Genomic DNA, 18,565 nt, shown 5'->3' with positions numbered 1-18,565 from the left:
CGCCGCAACTGCGGCCTGTCGGACGAACGCGCGGTCGAGTCCGGCTAGCGAAAACGAAGGACTGCTTGCATGAGCAACGCCTGCCCTTCACGCCGACACGCGGCTTGTTTGGCGATCATCGCGACCGCGCTCGACCCGGTCGCACGCAACCGTCGGCCGCCGGAACAACCTAGTCCCACTTCGGGCCCCAGTCCGGATCGACGACGCGATGATTGCGGTCGATGGCTTCGATGCGGGCGACTTCCTCAGGTGAAAGCCTGATCGAGCTTGCCTTGAAGTTCGAGCGGATGCGCTCCGGCCGGCCCGATGTCGGGATGGTGCAATAGCCCTTGGCGAGTTCGAAGGCGATCGCCACCTGTTCCGGCGTCGCATCGTGTTTTTCACCGATTGTGCTCAGCACCGGCTCGTCGGACAAAATGCCGCGGGCGATCGGCAGGTAGCAGGTGACGAGAATGTCTTTTTCCCGGCAAGAGTTTGCGAGCTTCTTGTTCTGCAGGATCGGATTGAGCTCGAACTGGTTGTTGGCGATCCTGCCCTTGCCGAGCAGCGCTTCGGTCTCCTCCAGAAGGGCGATCGTGAAATTCGACACGCCGATCAGCTTCGTCAGGCCGCGGGCCTGCGCTTCGGCGATCTGGGTGATGTAGACGTCGAGCGGAATGCGGCCATTGGGCGAGGGCCAGTGGATCAGCGTCAGGTCGACCTGGTCGACCTTGAGCGCTTCGAGGCTCTTTTCCAGCGAGGGAACGAGTGCGCCGGGACCGAAATTGTCGGTCGAGATCTTCGTCGTCAGGAAGACCTCGTTTCGGTTCAGGCCCGAGCGATGCAGCGCTTCGCCGACTTCGAATTCGGTATCATAAGTCTGCGCAGTGTCGAGGTGCCTATAGCCGGTTTCGAGCGCACACAGGATCGCATCGATACCATCCTTGCCGTTGCGCCCAAAGGTGCCAAATCCCACCAACGGAATAACATCATGTTTTTGCAAATCTATTGCCTCCAATTCGCCTCGCTCCTCCAGCGGGCTTGCGGAGCTTTGCAATAGCTTGAGGCTGTGTCCAGCGAAAAACGCCGATAGAATTTCGGGCAAATCCTGATGGCGGTTTAAAGAAAATACGGGCGCAAATTTGGAGCTGATACGGCAGCCGGCCGAGGTCGGCTACTGTATCATCCTGGCGGTTTGGGCAGCCCGAAAAACAAAGCCATCTTAGAAAGCCTGGGCAAGCCGGCGCAATGGCGTCGCGCTTTCGGCAGCGGCTTCGACGAAATCAAGACCGATATCGAGAACCGGGGCGCTGTGCGTCAGCCAGCCGACCGAGATCAGGTCGACGCCGGAGGCGGCAATGGCAGGCGCGGTTGCCGGTGTCACGCGGCCGGAGGCTTCGGTGATGGCGCGACCGGCAACGATGCCGACGGCCTCGCGCAACTGATCGGGCGTCATATTGTCGAGGAGGACGGCATCGACCCCTTCGCCCATGGCCTCGTGCAATTGATCAAGCGTGTCGACCTCCACCTCGATCTTGACCATGTGGCCAACGCCGGCCTTGGCGCGGCGGATCGCTTCTGCCACGCCTCCGGCAATGGCGACGTGATTGTCCTTGATCAGCACCGCATCATTGAGCGCAAAGCGGTGGTTCATACCGCCGCCCGCCCGCACGGCATATTTTTCGAGCGCCCTAAGGCCGGGCGTCGTCTTGCGGGTGCAGACGACGGAGGCTTTGGTGTTGCGGATCGCCTCGACGATGCCTGATGTCACTGTGGCGATGCCCGAGAGATGGCCGAGGAAGTTCAGTGCCGTGCGCTCGGCCGTCAACAGCCCGCGCGACGGGCCTTCGATGGTGGCGATCAGGCTGCCTGGCTCTACGGCGGCACCGTCAAACAGATGCCGCCTCATCGTGATGGCGGGATCGACGAGCTGGAAGGCAAGGTCTGCGGCGTCGAGACCAGCAACCACACCCGGCTGGCGGGCGGCCATGACGACCGTCGAGCGATGCTCTTCCGGGATGACAGCTGCCGAGGTGATATCACCGGCAAGGCCGAGATCCTCGGCAAGGGCGGCACGCACCAGCGGCTCGACAATGACGCGCGGAAGGGAAGCGAGGTTCATCTCAGGCACTCCTTGCAAGGGGATGGGAAGCGGTCGCCCTGGCAATTTCCAGGACGTCACTCAGCGTCATTTTCCGCCGTACGGCTTCGGCCCGCTTCAGCGGAAAATCGGTGCGCGCATGGGCTCCGCGCGATTCCGCTCGAAGGCTCGCGAAGACGGCAATCAACAGCGCAACGATTGCCGGATCGGAAGCCGGCCCCTCGGCTTCGACAAGCGGCAGCAGGCTTGCGACGGCGCCATGGGTGGCACCTGCATTGCGCAATACGCCGAGATGGCGCGAGACGATCGGTCGGACGGGCGAAGGATCGGCCGCCGCGGGCAGCGTTACTACGGATTTAGCTGTCGAGGGTTTTTCGGTTGGGGTCGCAAGAATGTCACGTGCCGCACGCATTCCCATGATGGCGGCTTCCAGTAGTGAATTGCTGGCGAGCCGATTTGCGCCGTGCAAGCCGGTTGAGGCCGCCTCGCCGGCAACCCACAGGCCTGCAATGGAGCTGCGGCCGGCAGCATCGGTCGCTACCCCGCCCATGTGATAATGGACGGCAGGGCGCACCGGGATCAGCTGACGCGAGGCATCGAGGCCGGCTTCCCGGCACAGAGCGTCAATGACCGGAAAACGCGTGGCGAAACGATCGCCAAGTGCTGCGCGCGCGTCGAGGAACACCCTGCCGCCACGCGCGAGTTCGGCGCTGATGGCGCGGGCCACCACATCGCGCGGTGCCAATTCAGCGCCGGGCACGCCGGCCATGAAGCGATCGCAGCTCTCATTGACGAGCACGGCACCCTCCCCGCGCACGGCTTCGCTCACCAACGCCAGTGGCCGGCGGCGGGAATCAAGTGCAGTCGGGTGGAACTGCACGAATTCCATGTCGGCAAGTTCGGCGCCGGCGCGCGCGGCAAGCATGATGCCTTGCCCGAAATTGCCGGTCGGATTGGTCGTCGCCTCATAGAGGCCGCCAATGCCGCCGGTCGCCAGCACGATCCGCCGTGTCGGAAGGATGACGGCGCCATTCTCGCTCGCGCAGACGAGGCCGCTGACACCGCTCTCGTCCGTCAGGATGCGGCGGGCCTCCAGCCCTTCGAGCACGGTGATGGAGGGTGTCGCGGTAACGGCTGCGACCAGTGCACGCACGATCGCCGCACCCGAGCCGTCGCCTTGCGCATGCACGATGCGGCGGCGGCTATGGGCGGCCTCAAGCCCCAGGGAAAAGCTGCCATCCGGCGTCTTGTCGAAGCCGACCCCTGCTCGCTCCAGCGCGGCGATCGCGGCCGGCGCCTCGGCGACGATGCCGGCAGCGATGACGGGATCGCAAAGCCCGTCGCCGGCGGCGAGCGTATCGGCCAGATGCAGGCCGGCGCTGTCATCGGCACCGAGACTGGCGGCAATGCCGCCCTGCGCCCAGGCGCTCGACGTTTCAGCGCCGAGGCCAGCGCGCGTGACGATGACAACTGGCTCCGGCGCAAGCGTCAGCGCCGTCATCAGTCCCGCAAGGCCGCTGCCGACGATGACGGTGCGGCCGGTGACTTGGTCAGCAATCTCGCTCATATTGCCAGCATCCTCTCGACAGCCCGGCGAGCAGCGACAGCGATCGCGGGATCGACGGTCACTTCGTGGCGGTTTTCTTCCAGTGCCGCGCGGATATTGGAAAGCGTGATCCGCTTCATGTGCGGGCAGAGATTGCAGGGGCGGATGAATTCGACATCGGGATGATGCACGGCGACATTATCGCTCATCGAGCATTCGGTGAGCAACACGACGCGGGCCGGCTTCTTCTGCCCGACATAATCGGACATGACGGCGGTGGAGCCGGCGAAGTCAGCCTCGGCAACGACATCCGGCGGGCATTCGGGATGGGCAAGCACCGTCACGCCGGGGTGGTTCTCCCGCAATTGGCGAACATCTTCGGCAGTGAAAAGCTCATGCACCTCACAATGGCCATGCCAGGCGATAATTTCGACATTGGTTTCCTTGGCGACATTCTGGGCAAGATACTCGTCCGGGATCATCAGCACCCGGGGAACGCCAAGGGATTCGACGACCTGTTTGGCATTGCCCGAGGTGCAGCAGATGTCCGAGGCCGCTTTGACGGCTGCAGACGTGTTGACATAGGTGATGATGGGCACGCCTGGATGAGCCTGGCGCAGCAGCGCGATATCCTCGGGCGTGATCGAGTCCGCCAGCGAACAGCCGGCCCCCATATCGGGGATCAGCACTGTCTTTTCCGGGTTCAGGAGCTTTGCCGTCTCGGCCATGAAATGCACGCCGGCCAGCACGATCACGTCGGCATCGACCTCGATGGCTTTCCGCGCCAGAGCCAGGCTGTCGCCGACGATATCGGCCACGCCATGGAAGATTTCCGGCGTCTGATAGTTATGCGCCAGGATGACGGCGTTGCGCTTGCGCTTCAACTCGAGGATCGCATCGACATCGTCCTGGAACATCATCCATTCGGCATTGGGAATGACGCGGCTGACGCGATCATAGAGGGACGACGCGGATACAAGGTGGTTCATGGCCGGCTCCATCAATTATGCTCGATTTGAGCATATCCTGCGCACAGAGATATTCTCACGGTGAGCATATGTCAATTGCGGGAGAGCGGTAATTTCGTTCCGGCGAGCGCGCGCTCTTCGAGAATGGTCTGGCGGAAGCGGAAAAGCTTGGCCGGCCGGCCGCCGGTTTCGCTCGTCGCCTCGCCGGTTTCCTCCACCAGTTCCTGCTGTTCGATCAGGCGGCGGAAGTTCTGCTTATGCAGCGTCAGGCCGGCCAGCGCTTCGACGGCCCGCTGCAATTGCAGAAGCGTAAAGCTTTCGGGCATAAGTTCGAAAACGACCGGGCGGTATTTGATCTTGGCGCGAAGCCTTGCAATGCCGGTCGCGAGAATCCGTCGGTGGTCGGCAAACATCGGCCGGCCGAGATTGTCGTTCTTGCTAGCGCCGGCTTCCGTGACAAGGCCCGCCTCATAGAGCAGTTCGTAACGCTGCAATGTCAGGTCTTCGTTCCAGCCGCCGCCATCGAGCCCGAAGGTAAAATCGGCGCGGCGATGACGATATTCGCGCCTGGCGGGATCGGCATCGGCCCACAGGCGCAACCGTGCGATCAATTCGTCCATGACGGCTGGCCGCCCGTCGCGATGGTCTTCCCAGGGGAAATATTCATACCAGCCGTGCCAGCCCGGCCGTCCGGCGCCCGTCTGTTCGTAAACGAGGCCGAGATAGCTGATGGATATGGTGCGTCCGCCCTGGATGTCGTTGTTCCGGTCGCGGTCGGCGAAAGTATAAAGCTGCTCGAGGAAACCGACGGGATGGGCGGTCTGTTCCTGGATCCATTCGCGCAGGCCTGACTGCAGGGTGCGATGCCCCATCTCGAAAGGGCCTGATGGAAGCGCATCGCCACTCTGGATCGTCATGACACGCGGTTCATCGCCCGTCACCGCGACGAGAACCGCGATCAATTCCGCATGTGCAAAGCCTATCGTCACCAGAGCCTGAGAATCTGTTCGTGATCGCTCTATTCTCTGACACAGGGCGCATCAGATGCCAATGACGGGTTCCTCTTCTCCCCAGCGACCGAGGGCCTTCTATCCCTCGGCTTCCAGCCGATGCAGGAAATTGCGCAACTCGGCTTCGTCGATACCGACAAGATGACGCTTTTCCGGATAGGCTCCCGAGCGGATATCCTCGACGAATTCGCTGAAGGCCGCAATGCGCTCGCGCTGTAGCCGGTCATATTCGGCTGCGAAGTTGCGGTAGACCTTGGCGTGTCGCGGCGTGTGGTCTCTGGTCGTGCCGAGCACGTCGTCGGCGAAGAGATACTGCGCATCGCAGCCGCGCCCGGCGCCCATCGAGACCATCAGCATCGAGGTGCGGTTGGAAATCGCAGCCGCGACATCGCCGGGAACGACCTCGATCTCGGCCGCGAATGCGCCGGCATCCTGCAGCGCCTTCGTCTGGCGCCAGACGTCGAAGGCGCTAGCGGCCGACTTGCCGACGGCGCGAAAGCCGCCGGTCCAGGTCGCCTTCGAAGGGATCAGTCCGACATGGCCGCAGACGGGAATACCCTCGTCGCGCATGCGGCGGATCGTCTGCAGGCTTGCGGCGCAATAGACGGCATCGCCGCCCGCCTTCAGCGCCTTGAAGGCCTCGCCTATATAGTCCTCGGCCGAGACATGGTCGCCATATTCGAGGCCGGGAATGGCAAAGAGTGTGGGGGCCGCCTCGCGAAAGACCGGTCCCAAGAGGGCTGGCGGCACGGAGATCATGTCCATGCCGGCTTTTTCCGCCGCTTCCGCCTCATCGAGCGAGGTGACGCGCAGCATCGTGAGCTGCCGTTTTCCCTTGAGCGCCAGGAGGTCGGCGACCGTGGCGCGATTATGTTTTTTCATCGCAATATCCTTTGGGCCAGTATTCATTGGGTCGGTATTCGGGGAAGCGGTCAGGCGGCGAGAAGCGTCTTCAGCTTGACGTTGCTGGCCGTCAGCGCGGCCGGATCGGGATGGGCGCGTGCGGCAATCAGCATTTCCGCCAGACGGATGTCCCGGGCGACCGCATTGCCGGGCCCGATGCCGCTTGCGGCGATCAGCCGGCCTTGGGCGTCGAGATGGAAAAGGATGAAGGTCCCCTCGCCGAGATCGCGGCGCAGATGGGCGACCGCGCCATCGGCAAGCCCTGTTATCTGCAACGTCATCTCATACTGATCTGACCAGAACCACGGCACCGCGGAGACCGGCTCATCGGCGCCCAGCATGTTGGCGGCGGCAAGCGTGCCTTGTTCCTGCGCATTGCGCCAGGATTCCAACCGCACACGCCGGCCGCCATAGATTGTGAGTGGAAAGGAGCAGCAGTCGCCGGCAGCGAATATATCGGCGGCGGAGGTGCGCAGCCGGTCATCGACGGCAATGCCGTTGTCGATAACAAGTCCGGCCGCTTCGGCAAGCTCGGTATTCGGCCGGGCGCCGATGCCGACAAGCGCAATGTCGGCCTCGACCGTCTCTTCGTTGGAAAGCCGAATGACAGCCTTGCTATCCCGCTCCGTCAGGGATTTGATGGAGACACCGCAGCGCAGATCGACGCCCTCTGCACGGTGGCGCTCGGCGACAAGATGGGCGACATCCTCGGGAACGCCGCGCTTCAGCACCCGCTCCAGCCCTTCGACGAGAACGACATCGGCACCAAGCTGACGCGCGGTTGCTGCAACCTCCAGGCCGATGAAGCCGCCGCCGATGACGGCAAGCCGCTTGCCGGGCTGCAGCATGGCGCGCAGCGTCACCGCATCATGATGCGTGCGCAGGAGGCGGATATGGCTGCTTTCACTGGGAGCATTGGGAAAGGCGCGGGCGCTGGCGCCCGTTGCAAGCAGCAGCCGGTCATAGTTGAGGCGATTGCCGTCTGACAGGGTAACGGTATGGACCGCGGCATCGAGGCCGGTTGCCGTGATACCAGTCAGCAGGCGGATATTGCCGGCCTCATAGGTTTCCTGTGCGGCGATGAATTTCGGATCGACATTGCCGGCAAGGCCGGCTTTGGAGAGCGGCGGGCGCTCATAGGGAGCGTGCGGTTCGGAACCGACGAGCGTGATCTCACCGTCAAATCCCTTTTCCCGCAGCGCGAAGGCGGCGCGTGCCCCGCATTCCCCTGCCCCTAGGATGACAAAATGGGCCATGGCGCACCTCAGATCGCGATGAAGACGGCGCCGCCTTCGATCTTGACGGGATAGGTTTTGAGGTTGACGCAGACGGGGGCGCCCTTGGCCTCGCCCGTCTTGTAGTTGAAGCGGCCATTGTGCTTGGGACATTCGATGATCTCGTCCATGACGAGGCCGTCGGCGAGATGGATCTGCTCATGGGTACAGAGCCCATCAGTCGCAAAGAACTCATCGTCCGGGCTGCGATAGACCGCGAAGGTGCGCCCGCCATGGTCGAAGCGGATGACATCCTCCTCGTCGATCTCGTCCTTGCCGCAAACCTCGATCCAGTTTCCGCTCATCTCTTTTCCTCCCTCGATCTTGTTCTATTGAGCAGCCTACTGGGCCGCAGGCGCCAGCTCGGCGTGAAATTCCTCGCGATAGGGCCGCGCTGTCGCCGGCAGTTCCCGCTTCAGGAAATAGTCTTCGTTGCGAAGCTGGCGCAGGAAAGCCGGGATCATTTCCCTATAGCCAGACCAGATCGACGGATTGGGCGCCGGCAGGTCGTGCTTGATCATCGCGTGCAGCTTCGGCAGCGCGTGGTAGGGCACCATCGGGAACATGTGGTGTTCGACGTGGTAGTTCATGTTCCAGTAGATGAAGCGGCTGATCGGGTTCATGTAGACCGTGCGGCTGTTCAGCCGGTGGTCGATGACGTTGTCGGCAAGCCCACCATGCTGCAGCAGGCCGGTCAGCACGTGATGCCAGGCGCCATAGAGGCGCGGCAGGCCGATCAGCATCAGGGGCAGGATCGAGCCCAGGTAAAGCCCAAGCGCAATGGTGACGGCGTAGATCGCAAGCCAGATACGCGCAATGCGGATCGCCTTCGGCTGCTCCATCTGAGGAATGAAGGTCTTTTCCGCAGCACTGATGACGCCGGCCGAATTTCGGACCATGTCGATGACCGCGTGCCAGGCATCGAGGATACCGAAGAAATTCAGGATCAGCCGAAAGAGATCGGGCGGGCGCATGACGGCGATCTCAGGGTCGCGGCCGACGATGACGGTGTCGGTATGGTGGCGGGCATGGCTCCAGCGCCAGGTCACCGGATTGCGCATGATCATGAAGCAGGCGATCTGGTAGACGACATCGTTCATCCAGCGCGTCTTGAAGGCGGTGCCGTGGCCGCATTCATGCCAGCGGCTGTCGGAGGCCGAACCGTAGAGCACACCATAGGCGAGGAAAAAAGGCACGGCGATCCAGGAGCCCCAGAAGAAAATGCCGAGCGCGGCAAAGATCACCATACTGCCGAGCCAGAGCGCGGTGTCACGGATCGCCTGGTCGTCGGAGCGCTGCATCAGCGCCTTCATCTCCTTGCGGGCAATATCGGTATGATACCATTGCGCGGCCGCAAGACCGGTTTCGACCGCCGTCCTGCCGCTCTCTCCCAAGAGGCGGTAATCGCGCTTTGTTGCCTCGCCAGCCATGCCTTCCTCCTCATCAGCTCTTGGATCAGGAGAATAGGTTGACTTCGAAAGGCGCTCAATGCAGGCTTGATATATTCTATCAAAAGCCATCAAAGACGGCTTTCATTCATGATTGAAAACCATCAGGAATAGCTATGCGCCGCCCAACAATCTCCGATCTCGCTCAGGTCTCCGGCGTCAGCGTTGCGACCGTCGATCGCGTGCTGAACGGCCGCCATCGGGTGCGCGAGGAAACGGCGCGCCGTGTCTATGATGCCGCGCAATCGATCGGCTACCACGCCGTCGGCCTGATCCGCCAGCGCCTCTTCGAGGATCTGCCGCAATATCGGCTGGCCTTCCTGCTGCAGAAGCCGACGCAGCCCTTCTACCAAGCCTTTGCCCGCGAGATCGAAACGGCGGCCCGCAACGTCACAACTGCGCGGATCCAGACGCAAGTGGAATATCCCGCTGCGGCTACGCCCGCCGCCATCATCGAAAAGATCAAGCTGCTCGGCGCCCGAAGCCAGGCGGTCGCGCTTGTCGGGCCGGATTATCCGGCCGTGACGGCAGCCGTCGAGGAGTTGAAGGCGCGCGGCGTTCCGGTCTTCTCGCTGCTGTCCGATCTCGCGACAGGGGTGCGGGACGCCTATGTCGGCGTCAACAACCGCAAGGTTGGTCGCACCGCCGCCTGGATGATTGCCAAAGCTGCCCGCCGGCCTGGCAAGGTCGCCTGCTTCGTCGGCAGTCACCGTTTTCATGGCCACGAGCTTCGCGAAATGGGCTTCCGCTCCTATTTTCGCGAGGAGGCGCCTGATTTCGAAGTGGTCGAAACGCTGATCAATCTGGAGACACCCGAAATCACCCATGAGGCGACACTGACGCTCCTGCAGAAACATCCCGATCTCGTCGGCCTCTATGTCTGTGGCGGCGGCATGGAAGGGGCGATCTCGGCATTCCGGGAAGAGGAGATCGGCGGCCGCATCGTGCTCATCGTCAACGAACTCACCGCCGATAGCAAGGCGGGCCTTGCCGACGGCATCGTCACCATGGCGATCGGCACGCCGCTGCCGGCGCTCTGCAAGGAAGTGGTGGCGTTGATGACCGGCGCGCTGGAAGAGGGCGAGATCACCATCCCTGGCCAGTCCTTCCTGCCCTTCGAGATCTTTCTGCCTGAGAATATCTAGAGCAATTCCAGCACAAGTTCGAAGCGGTTTTGCGCCCGGAATTGCGGAATGCTGAGTGAATGATGGAATTCTATCATTCGTGCAGAAAATCTAGCAGCGATGATAGAGTTTGATAGTGTCCAGCGGATGGATTGGGCGGCAAATTCCAGTAGAGATTGGATTAGTCATTCATAATGCTTCTCACGCATGAGGGGCGAGGAGGAGATTTCGCATGGCATCCATCCGTTTCGCGCTGAACCATATGGCGGCACCTTCGCTTCCGATCGAGGATTTCTTTGCGCTTGCCGCTTCGCTCGGCATCGACGCGGTGGAGATCCGTAATGATCTCTCAGGCAATGCGATTCTCGATGGTACAAAGCCTGAGGTCATCAAGGAGGCGGCGGCCCGCCACGGCGTTGCGATCATCTCGATCAACGCGCTGCAGCGCTTCAACGAATGGAATGCGACGCGCGAGCGGGAAGCTCGCGAGCTGATCGATTATGCAAGGGTTGTCGGCTCGCAGGCGCTGGTGCTGGTTCCCAAGAATGACGGTACGGGTCGCATCGACGGCGAGCGCCAGGCCAATCTGCGCCAGTCCTTGACGGCACTCCGCCCCATGCTCGATACCGCAGGCATCGTCGGTCTGGTGGAACCGCTCGGCTTCGAAATCTGCTCGCTGCGCTCCAAGGCGGAAGCGGCCGATGCGATCGAGACGCTGGGCGTGCAGCCGACCTTCCGGCTGGTGCATGACACGTTCCACCATCACCTTGCCGGCGAAACGCATTTCTTCCCGCATCTGACGGGGCTCGTGCATATTTCCGGCGTCAGCGATGCCGCCGTTTCCGTCGCCGACATGCGTGATCCGCACCGCGTTCTCGTCGATGCCGATGACCGGCTTGGCAATGCCGGCCAGATCCGCGCTTTGCTGCAGGCAAGCTACAAGGGCCCCTTCTCCTTCGAGCCCTTCGCATCCGAAGTCCATATGCTGAAGGACCCCGGCGCCGCGTTGAAGGCGAGCATGGATTATATCGCCGCGAAGGTTTGAGACGCCTATTCGCGTCCGCGGAAACGGCGCTGATAGGCGGGGTCGTAGAGCGAGCTTTCGCGGAAATCCTCTGATGCAAGCGACCGGCCGACGAAGATGATGGCCGTGCGCTCGATCGGCTCGGCCGCCACCTTCTCCTCGATATCGGCAAGCGTGCCGCGCAGGATACGCTCGTCCGGCCAGCTGGCTTTCACCACGATGGCGACAGGGCAATCGGCACCGTAGAGCGGCGTCAGTCCAGTCACGACCTGAGCCAGCTCATGGATGGCGAGATGGATTGCCAGCGTCGCCCCCGTCGCGCCGAATTTTTCGAGCGTCTCCTCATTCGGCATCGGCGAGGCGCGACCCGAGACACGCGTCAGAACGAGGCTCTGCGCCACGGCGGGGATCGTCAATTCGCGGCCGAGTGCTGAGGCCGCTGCCGCAAAGGCTGGAACGCCCGGCGTCATCGTATAGGAGATGCCGTGTTTCTCCAGCCGGCGGATCTGCTCGGCAACCGCGCTCCAGACGGAGAGATCGCCCGAATGCAGCCGCGCCACGTCCTGGCCGGCATTGGCGGCATCAAGAAATACGGCCTCGATCTCGTCCAGCGACAGCGGTGCGGTATCGACGATGCGCGCCTCCGAGGGGCAATATTGCAGGAGCTCGGGCGAGACGATGGAGCCGGCATAGAGGCAAACAGGGCATTTGCCGATCAGGTCGCGTCCGCGCACCGTGATGAGATCCGCTGCACCCGGTCCGGCGCCGATAAAATGAACGACCATTCTTCTATTCCTTGGTCCAGCGCCATTGGGTCACGGGCATGGCCGGCCGCCAGCCGCTCATGCGGCCGACGGGTGCGGCGCGGGCGATTTCGATTTTCGTCAGTGCGCCGCCGCGCGCCGCATATTCGGCGAACAGCAACGCTTCCATTTCCAGCGTGACGGCGTTGGCAACGAGCCGACCTCCCCGCTTCAATGCTTTGATCGCGGCATCCATGACGCCGGTCTCGCTGCCGCCACCGCCGATGAAGATCGCATCGGGTGCGGGCAAGCTGGCGAGCGCAACAGGTGCCGTCCCCTCGATGAGGGCAAGCTGCGGCACGCCGAATGAGACGGCATTGCGGGCAATGCGGGCAGCCCGTTCCGGCGCCTGTTCGATGGCGATTGCTTTGAGCGACGGATCGGCGAGCATCCACTCGATGCCAACAGATCCGGAACCGGCGCCGATATCCCACAGCAGTTCGCCATGGCGCGGCGACAGTGCCGACAGGGTAGCGGCGCGGATCTCCCGCTTGGTGATCTGACCGTCATGCTCGAAAAGCGCGTCGTCGAGACCTGAAGCATAAGGCAGGATGCGTGCCGCTTTCCCCGCCGCCACCTCGAGGGCGCAGACATTCAGCGGGTCGATCGTGTCGAGATCAAATCCCGATGCCGTCGCGCTGCGGATGCGCTCCCGCCCGCCGCCGAGTGCCTCCAGAACCGTCAGCCGTGTCTCGGAAAAGCCGTTGGCGACAAGCAGGTCGGCCAGCGCCTCCGGCCCTTTCTCGTCAGAGGTCAGCGCCAGAATATGCCTGCCGGCATGCAGATGCGGGCGGATGAGGTCGAGCGGGCGTCCATGCAGCGACACACAGGCAGTCTCCTGCAGCGGCCAGCCGAGACGCGCCGCAGCAAGGCTGAACGCGGAGGGTGCCGGGATGGTGTGCATTTCGTGCGCCGCGAAACGGCGTGACAGCGTCGCCCCGACGCCGTAAAGGAAGGGATCGCCCGAGGCCAGCACGGCGACGGGCGTGCCGCGCCGAGCCTCGATCGCCTCGACCGATTTTTCGAAGGGGCTCTGCCAGGCAAAGCGTTCGCCGGTGATCAGTCTATCAGCAAGTTCAAGATGGCGCGCACCGCCGAAGACGGCGGGTGCAGCAGCGATCCGGCGCTTAGCCTCCTCGGCGAGCCCGTCTGGACCATCTTCGCCGATGCCGATAAGAGTGAGCCAGCGCGGGCCGGAGGGGGAGGTGTCAGACATGGAGAAGACCCGTATTCTGATCCTCGGCGGCACCAGCGAGGCGCGCAGGCTCGCCGCAGAACTGGCCACGCGGGAAGAGTTCGACATTCTCCTGTCGCTGGCGGGCCGCACGCAGGCTCCCGCCCAGCAACCGGTTCCCGTCCGTATCGGCGGTTTCGGCGGTGGGGAGGGGCTGGCGAAATTCCTGACGGAAGGAGGCTATCACCTGCTGGTCGATGCCACCCATCCCTTCGCCGAGCGCATTTCGGCCAATGCCGCCGTTGCTGCTGAACGCACCGGTATCCGTGCGCTCGCGCTCGTTCGCCCTGAATGGATGCCCGAACCGGGCGATCACTGGCATATCGTTGCGGATATTCCGGCGGCGATTGCGGCACTTGGCCCCGCCCCGCGCCGCGTCTTTCTGGCGACCGGACGTCAGGGCGCCCATCATGCCGAGGTCGCCCCACAGCATTTCTATCTGGTGCGCAGCGTCGATCCCGTCGATCCGCCGCTTGCCCTTGCCGATGTCGACTACGTCCTCGACCGTGGTCCCTTCACGCTCGAGAGCGAAATCGACCTGATGCGGCAGCACAGTATCGACGCCGTCATCACCAAGAACAGCGGTGGCATGGCGGCCTATGCCAAGATCGAGGCCGCACGCCTGCTCGGTATCAAGGTTGTCGTGATCGCCCGCGCGCCCGCTGCCATCATGACGTCGGTCGAAACGGTGGAAGCGGCGCTCGAGGCGATCGATCATCTCGTCTCCCCGGCCATGAAGCGCGGCGTATAGATCAGATCCGGCCGTCCTTCACGGGCAATCACCCGGGTCTCGGGCGAACCGATGATCACGCAGGTCGCCATATCGGCAATGGCGGCATCGGCTCCTTCAAGCGGCTGCACGGTAATCCGCTCGTCGGGTCGTCCGGCCGCGCGGCCGAAGATGACGGGTGTAGTGGCCGGCAGATGCCGGCGCAGCAGTTCAAAGGCGCTGCCGAGCTGCCAGGGGCGGGCCTTGCTGATCGGATTATAGAGGGCAATGACAAAACCGGCTTGTGCCGCTAACGCCAGACGGTTCTCGATGACGGTCCAGGGCTTCAGATTATCCGATAGCGACAGTGCGCAGAAATCATGCCCGAGCGGTGCACCGACGCGCGCGGCAACCGCCAGCATGGCGGTGATGCCGGGCAGAACGGTGAGATCGACGCCGCGCCATTCCGCCGGCCCCTGGTCGATCGCTTCACAGACGGCAGCGGCCATGGCAAAGACGCCGGGGTCGCCGCCGGAGACGACGCAGACATCAGCACCCCCGGTGGCGAGCGCCAAAGCAGCCCCTGCCCGGTCCAGTTCCTCGCGATTGTCGGAAGCATGGCGGGTCTGGTCGGCGCGCAGCGTCAGGCGGTCGAGATAGGGTCCGTAGCCGAAGAAATCATTGGCGGCTTCAACGGCGGCCAGTGCTTCCGGGGTCATCTGCTCCGGATTGCCGGGACCGGTGCCGATCACAAATAGCCGGCCGCTCATCGGCGGGCCTCCCAGCCGGGCACCAGCACCAGCGAGAAATAGGGCGCATCGCCCTCGCCGCGTTCGGCAAGCTTGACCATTGCGGCATTTGCCATGGTGCCGCGTTCGACATAGAGCGCGTCGCCAAGACGCCCGGCGGCCTCCAGAGCACGGCGGATCTTCGGCAGGTTGCGGCCGACCTTCATGATGACGGCGGCTTCTGTATCGGCAAGACGCCGGGTCAGCTCCTGCTCGCCCATCGTGCCCGGCAGCACGGAGAGCACGTCGTCGCCCTGGACGATCGGCATGCCCGCCAGCGACCAGCAGCCGGACATGGCGCTGACGCCGGGAATGACTTCGGTCGGGTAGCGCTGCGACAGCCGCACATGCAGATGCATATAAGAGCCATAGAAGAGCGGGTCGCCTTCGCTCAGCACCGCGACCGTGCGGCCTGCCTCAAGCTGACGGGCAACGGCATCGGCGGATCTATTGTAGAAATCGGTGATGCGGCTCTGGTAGAGCGGGTCGTCCTTGTCGAGCTCGGTCGTGACAGGATAATAAAGCGGCAACAGTTCTATGTCGGGCTTCAAGAGATGCTCGACGATTGCCTTGCCATTGCCGCTTCTGCCCTGCTTGGCGAAATAGGCAATCACGTCGGCACCCTCGATTGCGCGCACCGCTTTGATGGTCAGAAGCTCCGGATCGCCAGGCCCGGTGCCGACGCCGATCAGACGGCCGCTCATAGGCCGGGCCTCGAAAGCGCATTGATGGCGGCCGCCGTCATGGCGCTTCCGCCGAGCCGGCCGCGCACGATCGCATAGGGAACGCCATAGGAGTTTTCCGCAAGCGCATCCTTGGATTCGGCAGCCCCGACAAAGCCGACCGGCATGCCGATGATCGCCGCCGGTTTCGGTGCCCCGTCGCGCAACAATTCGAGAAGATGGAAGAGGGCCGTGGGTGCGTTGCCGATCGCAATCACGCTGCCGGCGAGCCGGTCGAGCCAGAGATGGATAGCGGCAGCCGAGCGGGTATTGCCGGTCCGATGGGCAAGCTCGTGGGTGCGCGGATCATGCAGAGTGCAGATCACCTCGTTCTGAGCCGGCAGCCGGGCCCGCGTCACACCATGCGACACCATCTCCGCATCGCAGAAGATCGGGGCGCCATCCTGCAGGGCGATGCGCGCGGCATGGACGAAATCGGGTGAAAAGACGAAATTCTGTGCGGCTTCGACCAACCCGCAGGCATGGATCATGCGGACAGCAATATCGGCTTCCTCGGGCGAGAAACGCGAAAGATCGGCTTCGCTGCGAATGATTGCGAAGGAGCGCTCGTAGATTGCGTCTCCGCTGCGGATATAATCGTAGTCTGGCATTGCTATTCCTGTTGCAGCGCCTCGGCGAGGCCGTTGGGGCCAAGCCTTTTCAGGCAATCGGCGCTCGACTCGCCGGCGCTTCTTTTGTCTTTGATCAGCCGGGCGAGCCTCTCTATAGCGAAATCGATCCGTTCGCCAGCAATCCTTGCAGCGGGTCTGTCTGCCGCGAGACCGTTGACGATGAAGCCGTAACCTTCGCCCGTACCGACAATCGCGAGATCCGCGCACCGATGCGCGCAACCCTTCGCACAGCCCGAAAGGTGAAGCTTCAGCGAGCCGTCGAAGAGCGCGGGAACCTGGTCGATCAACCGGCTGGCGAGAGCCCTGGTATCGTAGAAGGCCGAGGCACAGGCCCCTGCCCCGGCGCAGGCGGCGATCTGCTCGGTCGGCTCGTTCGCCGTGACGCTGAAGCCATGATCGGCGGCTACTTTTTGAATAGTCGGCATTGCCGTCTCGGCCAGACCAATCACGAAGAAACCACGATCCGGAGCCAGCCGGATTTCCCGTGCGCCAGCGCTTTCAGCTGACGTGAGAAAGGAGAGCAGATCGGCGGCTCTTGCCTGACCGAACGTCAGGCGCACGCCGAGTACCGTGCTGCCATTCCCTAGTCTCGTGACACCGACGAAGGACGATTTCCTTGGCGCTGGCCGGGTAGATCGGATGCTATCGATCTGCGGATAATGGGCGCGCAGTATTGTTGCGTCGATATCTCGGGCGCGTGTCCGGCGGCCCCCTCCAATCAGCATCTGGAGCAGATCGCCGACCGCATTGACGGCGGCATCTGCACTACAGAGGGCCAATGGCATCGCGCCATCTTCGTCGCCGGCGATTGAGACCAGCCATTGCCCGGCGGGCTCTGCGACGATGCGGATATCGGCAACGAGCGCGGAAAGTGAAAACGGACCGCCCCCATCGATCAGGATGGAGAGTTTCGGAGCAAGGTGCGGAGAGCTCAGAAGGTCGCCGAGCTTGCTGCGCAGTTCCGCTTCCATGTCCGCCGCATCGGCGATCTCGTCGGAATCGATGCCGTGCAGCGGCGACATCTCAATCGCAACGCCGTCAGGTATAATGATGCCGCTAGCATCGATCTCGGTTGCCAGCGGCCCAACGGAGCCGGTTTGAAGACCCCGGATCTGCAAATTGCCGCGGGCGGTGATTTCAAGAATACCGTTTCCATGTCGCGCCGCTCCCGAGGCCAACTGCTGGAACTGGGAGATCGTGAGTGCGCCGCCCGCTGGCCGCAGGCGAACGAGCAGACCATCGCCGGTTTGCATGGGGGCCGCGAGCGCCGGGCAGGCGCCACGGTGCATGCCTGTTCTATCAGGGCGTTCTGCTTCCAAGATCTTGCCGGCAACGCTGCGCATTCAACCATCCTTTGGCCCATGTCTTACATGATCGCGCCGGATGCAGCAAAGCGAGATCGGGGTTGGATATGGGGACGGCTACTCTTCGAAGTCCCGTCCCTTGCGCAGGAGATAGATATCCATGATCCAGCCATGCCGCTCGCGCTCTTCGGCCCGGAGCCGGAGGATGTCGTCAGCGATATCGCCAAGCCGGCCCGAGCGGATCACTTCGTTCTCCGTGCCGAGATAGGCGCCCCAGAAGATCTCCGCATCGGGATCGTCGATCTTCGAGAAAGCCTGTTCGCCATCGAGCATGACGATGGTGCTCTCACGCGTCAGCCCCGTTTCGCTCAGCCGCCGGCCGGTGGTGATCTCGACCGGCTTGCCGACGAGATTGACAGGGATGCGATGGCTTGCTGCCAGCGCCTGGATGCTGGTGATCCCGGGAACGACATGATAGTCGAAGGAGCAGGCACAGGTGTTGCGCACCCGTTCGATAATGCGGATCGTGCTATCATAGAGGCTTGGATCGCCCCAGACGAGGAAGGCACCAGCACCGTTTTCCGGCAGGTCGCCGATCAGTCCTTCATAGATAAGGGCGATCGCAGCATGCCAGTCGTCCACGCTCTGGACGTAACTCCGGTCCTGGGTTGCGCGCTTCGGTACCTCGAATTCAACGATGCGCACAGCTTCGCGGGTCAAATATCGCTCGCAGATTTCCCGGCGAACCTCGGCAAGATCCGCCTGTGCGGCACCCTTGGTCGGGATGAACACGACGTCTGCAGCGTTCATGGCGTTGATCGCCTGGATGGTCAGATGTTCGGGATTGCCCGTTCCGATACCGATGATGTGGATATGCCGCACGCTTTCTGCCTCGCGATTTCCAGCGGTTTGTGCCGCCAAAGCAGGTCTTTGGCAAGGGCGCACCCAGGAGTTGGCCGCGGCCAACTTTCTAACTGTGTGGTTTGCGAACCGTTT

19 protein-coding genes are annotated in these 18,565 nt (G+C 63.0%); 3 read left to right on the top strand and 16 right to left on the bottom strand.

Annotated elements, in window-relative coordinates; genetic code table 11:
• Positions 1–169: 169 nt before the first annotated feature.
• From AB4Z13_RS26185 to AB4Z13_RS26145, 9 genes are all read right to left on the bottom strand, one after another.
• On the bottom strand, positions 170–982 hold the full coding sequence (locus AB4Z13_RS26185; RefSeq protein WP_442207197.1) for an aldo/keto reductase: 813 nt from the start codon (positions 980–982) through the stop codon (positions 170–172).
• Between the two features lie 219 nt (positions 983–1,201).
• Positions 1,202–2,101, bottom strand: a complete 900-nt coding sequence (gene nadC, locus AB4Z13_RS26180; RefSeq protein WP_442207196.1) for a carboxylating nicotinate-nucleotide diphosphorylase — start codon at positions 2,099–2,101, stop codon at positions 1,202–1,204.
• Position 2,102: 1 nt separating this feature from the next.
• Entirely contained in the window at positions 2,103–3,647 is a 1,545-nt protein-coding gene (locus AB4Z13_RS26175) for an L-aspartate oxidase (RefSeq protein ID WP_442207195.1), read from the bottom strand.
• Positions 3,644–4,615 carry a quinolinate synthase NadA gene (gene nadA / locus AB4Z13_RS26170; protein WP_442207194.1) on the bottom strand — a complete coding sequence of 324 codons (972 nt, stop codon included), beginning with the start codon at positions 4,613–4,615 and terminating at the stop codon, positions 3,644–3,646. Before nadA ends, AB4Z13_RS26175 begins: the two co-directional genes overlap by 4 nt.
• A 71-nt stretch (positions 4,616–4,686) precedes the next feature.
• Complete coding sequence (locus AB4Z13_RS26165) at positions 4,687–5,583, bottom strand: NUDIX hydrolase (protein ID WP_442207193.1); 897 nt, start codon at positions 5,581–5,583, stop codon at positions 4,687–4,689.
• Positions 5,584–5,682: 99 nt separating this feature from the next.
• Entirely contained in the window at positions 5,683–6,486 is an 804-nt protein-coding gene (locus AB4Z13_RS26160; RefSeq protein ID WP_442207192.1) for a 3-methyl-2-oxobutanoate hydroxymethyltransferase, read from the bottom strand.
• Between the two features lie 50 nt (positions 6,487–6,536).
• Complete coding sequence (locus tag AB4Z13_RS26155; protein ID WP_442207191.1) at positions 6,537–7,763, bottom strand: NAD(P)/FAD-dependent oxidoreductase; 1,227 nt, start codon at positions 7,761–7,763, stop codon at positions 6,537–6,539.
• 8 nt (positions 7,764–7,771) lie between these two features.
• The gene (locus AB4Z13_RS26150; RefSeq protein ID WP_192732019.1) at positions 7,772–8,086 is read right to left on the bottom strand and encodes a MocE family 2Fe-2S type ferredoxin; all 315 of its coding nucleotides are present in this window, start codon (positions 8,084–8,086) and stop codon (positions 7,772–7,774) included.
• Between the two features lie 36 nt (positions 8,087–8,122).
• The gene (locus AB4Z13_RS26145) at positions 8,123–9,211 is read right to left on the bottom strand and encodes a fatty acid desaturase family protein (RefSeq protein ID WP_442207190.1); all 1,089 of its coding nucleotides are present in this window, start codon (positions 9,209–9,211) and stop codon (positions 8,123–8,125) included.
• 134 nt (positions 9,212–9,345) lie between these two features.
• On the opposite strand from AB4Z13_RS26145, the gene AB4Z13_RS26140 reads away from it, so the two are divergent.
• Both AB4Z13_RS26140 and AB4Z13_RS26135 read left to right on the top strand, forming a co-directional pair.
• Entirely contained in the window at positions 9,346–10,374 is a 1,029-nt protein-coding gene (locus AB4Z13_RS26140) for a LacI family DNA-binding transcriptional regulator (protein ID WP_442207189.1), read from the top strand.
• 211 nt (positions 10,375–10,585) lie between these two features.
• Positions 10,586–11,398: a TIM barrel protein gene (locus AB4Z13_RS26135; RefSeq protein ID WP_442207188.1), complete on the top strand. Its 813-nt coding sequence runs from the start codon at positions 10,586–10,588 to the stop codon at positions 11,396–11,398.
• Positions 11,399–11,403: 5 nt separating this feature from the next.
• Here the strand turns inward: AB4Z13_RS26135 and cobM are convergent, their stop codons facing one another.
• Together cobM and cbiE are read right to left on the bottom strand one after the other, a co-directional pair.
• A complete protein-coding gene (gene cobM / locus AB4Z13_RS26130; RefSeq protein WP_442207187.1) occupies positions 11,404–12,162 on the bottom strand; it encodes a precorrin-4 C(11)-methyltransferase in 759 nt (252 codons plus the stop codon).
• 4 nt (positions 12,163–12,166) lie between these two features.
• Positions 12,167–13,396: a precorrin-6y C5,15-methyltransferase (decarboxylating) subunit CbiE gene (gene cbiE, locus AB4Z13_RS26125; RefSeq protein ID WP_442207186.1), complete on the bottom strand. Its 1,230-nt coding sequence runs from the start codon at positions 13,394–13,396 to the stop codon at positions 12,167–12,169.
• On the opposite strand from cbiE, the gene AB4Z13_RS26120 reads away from it, so the two are divergent.
• Positions 13,395–14,165, top strand: a complete 771-nt coding sequence (locus AB4Z13_RS26120; RefSeq protein WP_442207185.1) for a cobalt-precorrin-6A reductase — start codon at positions 13,395–13,397, stop codon at positions 14,163–14,165. The genes cbiE and AB4Z13_RS26120 overlap by 2 nt on opposite strands.
• Here AB4Z13_RS26120 and AB4Z13_RS26115 read toward each other — a convergent pair.
• The 5 genes from AB4Z13_RS26115 to cobF all read right to left on the bottom strand — a co-directional run bounded on the left by AB4Z13_RS26115 (position 14,129) and on the right by cobF (position 18,451).
• Positions 14,129–14,893: a precorrin-3B C(17)-methyltransferase gene (locus tag AB4Z13_RS26115; RefSeq protein ID WP_442207184.1), complete on the bottom strand. Its 765-nt coding sequence runs from the start codon at positions 14,891–14,893 to the stop codon at positions 14,129–14,131. The two genes, AB4Z13_RS26120 and AB4Z13_RS26115, sit on opposite strands and share 37 nt — an antisense overlap.
• Entirely contained in the window at positions 14,890–15,615 is a 726-nt protein-coding gene (locus AB4Z13_RS26110; RefSeq protein WP_442207183.1) for a precorrin-2 C(20)-methyltransferase, read from the bottom strand. Before AB4Z13_RS26110 ends, AB4Z13_RS26115 begins: the two co-directional genes overlap by 4 nt.
• Positions 15,612–16,244 (bottom strand): precorrin-8X methylmutase, encoded by a 633-nt coding sequence (locus AB4Z13_RS26105; RefSeq protein ID WP_442207182.1) that lies wholly within the window; start codon positions 16,242–16,244, stop codon positions 15,612–15,614. The genes AB4Z13_RS26110 and AB4Z13_RS26105 overlap by 4 nt, the downstream gene beginning before the upstream one ends.
• A 2-nt stretch (positions 16,245–16,246) precedes the next feature.
• On the bottom strand, positions 16,247–17,608 hold the full coding sequence (gene cobG / locus AB4Z13_RS26100; protein WP_442207181.1) for a precorrin-3B synthase: 1,362 nt from the start codon (positions 17,606–17,608) through the stop codon (positions 16,247–16,249).
• 78 nt (positions 17,609–17,686) lie between these two features.
• Complete coding sequence (gene cobF, locus AB4Z13_RS26095) at positions 17,687–18,451, bottom strand: precorrin-6A synthase (deacetylating) (protein WP_442207180.1); 765 nt, start codon at positions 18,449–18,451, stop codon at positions 17,687–17,689.
• Between the last annotated feature and the right edge of the window lie 114 nt (positions 18,452–18,565).

This window comes from Rhizobium sp. YAF28 (assembly GCF_052113285.1).
In the GTDB taxonomy this organism is placed as follows: domain Bacteria; phylum Pseudomonadota; class Alphaproteobacteria; order Rhizobiales; family Rhizobiaceae; genus Rhizobium.
This window is presented reverse-complemented; position numbering and strand designations above follow the sequence as displayed.

Coding starts and splice junctions, on each gene's coding strand:
- nadC (WP_442207196.1), bottom strand. CDS start 2,101: ATGAACCTCGCTTCCCTTCCGCGCGTCATTGTCGAGCCGCTGGTGCGT.
- AB4Z13_RS26175 (WP_442207195.1), bottom strand. CDS start 3,647: ATGAGCGAGATTGCTGACCAAGTCACCGGCCGCACCGTCATCGTCGGC.
- nadA (WP_442207194.1), bottom strand. CDS start 4,615: ATGAACCACCTTGTATCCGCGTCGTCCCTCTATGATCGCGTCAGCCGC.
- AB4Z13_RS26160 (WP_442207192.1), bottom strand. CDS start 6,486: ATGAAAAAACATAATCGCGCCACGGTCGCCGACCTCCTGGCGCTCAAG.
- AB4Z13_RS26155 (WP_442207191.1), bottom strand. CDS start 7,763: ATGGCCCATTTTGTCATCCTAGGGGCAGGGGAATGCGGGGCACGCGCC.
- AB4Z13_RS26150 (WP_192732019.1), bottom strand. CDS start 8,086: ATGAGCGGAAACTGGATCGAGGTTTGCGGCAAGGACGAGATCGACGAG.
- AB4Z13_RS26145 (WP_442207190.1), bottom strand. CDS start 9,211: ATGGCTGGCGAGGCAACAAAGCGCGATTACCGCCTCTTGGGAGAGAGC.
- AB4Z13_RS26140 (WP_442207189.1), top strand. CDS start 9,346: ATGCGCCGCCCAACAATCTCCGATCTCGCTCAGGTCTCCGGCGTCAGC.
- AB4Z13_RS26135 (WP_442207188.1), top strand. CDS start 10,586: ATGGCATCCATCCGTTTCGCGCTGAACCATATGGCGGCACCTTCGCTT.
- cobM (WP_442207187.1), bottom strand. CDS start 12,162: ATGGTCGTTCATTTTATCGGCGCCGGACCGGGTGCAGCGGATCTCATC.
- AB4Z13_RS26120 (WP_442207185.1), top strand. CDS start 13,395: ATGGAGAAGACCCGTATTCTGATCCTCGGCGGCACCAGCGAGGCGCGC.
- cbiE (WP_442207186.1), bottom strand. CDS start 13,396: ATGTCTGACACCTCCCCCTCCGGCCCGCGCTGGCTCACTCTTATCGGC.
- AB4Z13_RS26115 (WP_442207184.1), bottom strand. CDS start 14,893: ATGAGCGGCCGGCTATTTGTGATCGGCACCGGTCCCGGCAATCCGGAG.
- AB4Z13_RS26110 (WP_442207183.1), bottom strand. CDS start 15,615: ATGAGCGGCCGTCTGATCGGCGTCGGCACCGGGCCTGGCGATCCGGAG.
- AB4Z13_RS26105 (WP_442207182.1), bottom strand. CDS start 16,244: ATGCCAGACTACGATTATATCCGCAGCGGAGACGCAATCTACGAGCGC.
- cobG (WP_442207181.1), bottom strand. CDS start 17,608: ATGCGCAGCGTTGCCGGCAAGATCTTGGAAGCAGAACGCCCTGATAGA.